Here is a 980-nt window from a genome sequence, read left to right as displayed (position 1 = left end):
GTATAAAAAATTGCTAGTTTTGGTTAACACAAAGTTGGTTGCTTCTTTGCTGGCTTCCGATTTTCCTTCGGAAAATCCTCGCCCCCAAACACGCAACTTTCCATACACGAACACGTTGTGTGCAATTTGAGAAAAAACGTAATTAAATTATGCAATGGAGTCAATTGAAAAAAAGAGTTGAACAAAATTTAGCTGAATCCATAAAAGGAAAAGTAGAATTTTTTACAACAGCTTATAGAAAACCAAATTCTTCCAATGGAAGAGGTTGGATAACAATTGAGGGAAAAGAAATTATAAACTTTTCGACAATGGATTCGAGAACTATATACGGTCGTTATTATAATGAAACAACACCTGACACAAAAAAACGACATGCAACTCATATAAAAATTGAACCCCAAGAACGAAACGAAGGTCAGCTGACAGAAGAAGGTGAATTTTCACGTTTTGACCTGCACATTTGTATGTTTGAATCACTCAATATGACGCCAGACAAAATGCTTGACCACGACAGCCCAATCCTTCAAACTTTAGGTATTTTAGACAAACGAACTGGAAAAAGAACTTTGGAAAAACTAAAAGATAGAACATTAGACAATTTACCATTATTTTTCCTTAATTACAGACTGACAAATGAATAAAAACTGCACACAACACCGTGTATAAAAAATTGCTAGTTTTAGTTAACACAAAGTTGGTTGCTTGTTTGCTGGCTTCCGATTTTCCTTCGGAAAATCCTCGCCCCCAAACACGCAACTTTCCCATACACGAACACGTTGTGCTTCATGCTGAAAAACGTAAAAATTGAATAAGTTGACTAAAGAAGAAAAACATAAGGAACTCGAAAAATATCGAGATTTGAATTTAGCAACTTTAGACTATTACATTGAGTCCTCAATCCTAAAAATCAAAACAGAGGACTTCGATTCTGACCAGCATTATAAATCCCTTAAACCACTTGTTGAAGAGAATTTCCAAAA

Annotated in this window: 1 protein-coding gene; it reads left to right on the top strand. The window is 34.8% G+C overall.

From position 1 onward, the window contains the following. The first annotated feature begins 149 nt into the window (after nucleotides 1-149). Nucleotides 150-641, top strand: a complete 492-nt coding sequence (locus tag CDH50_RS15005; RefSeq protein ID WP_100613110.1) for an SF0329 family protein — start codon at nucleotides 150-152, stop codon at nucleotides 639-641. Nucleotides 642-980: the final 339 nt, after the last annotated feature.

The organism is Confluentibacter lentus, from assembly GCF_002806995.1.
Taxonomy (GTDB): domain Bacteria; phylum Bacteroidota; class Bacteroidia; order Flavobacteriales; family Flavobacteriaceae; genus Confluentibacter; species Confluentibacter lentus.
Note: the sequence above shows the minus strand (reverse complement) of the source record. Positions and strands in the feature narration are given on the sequence as shown.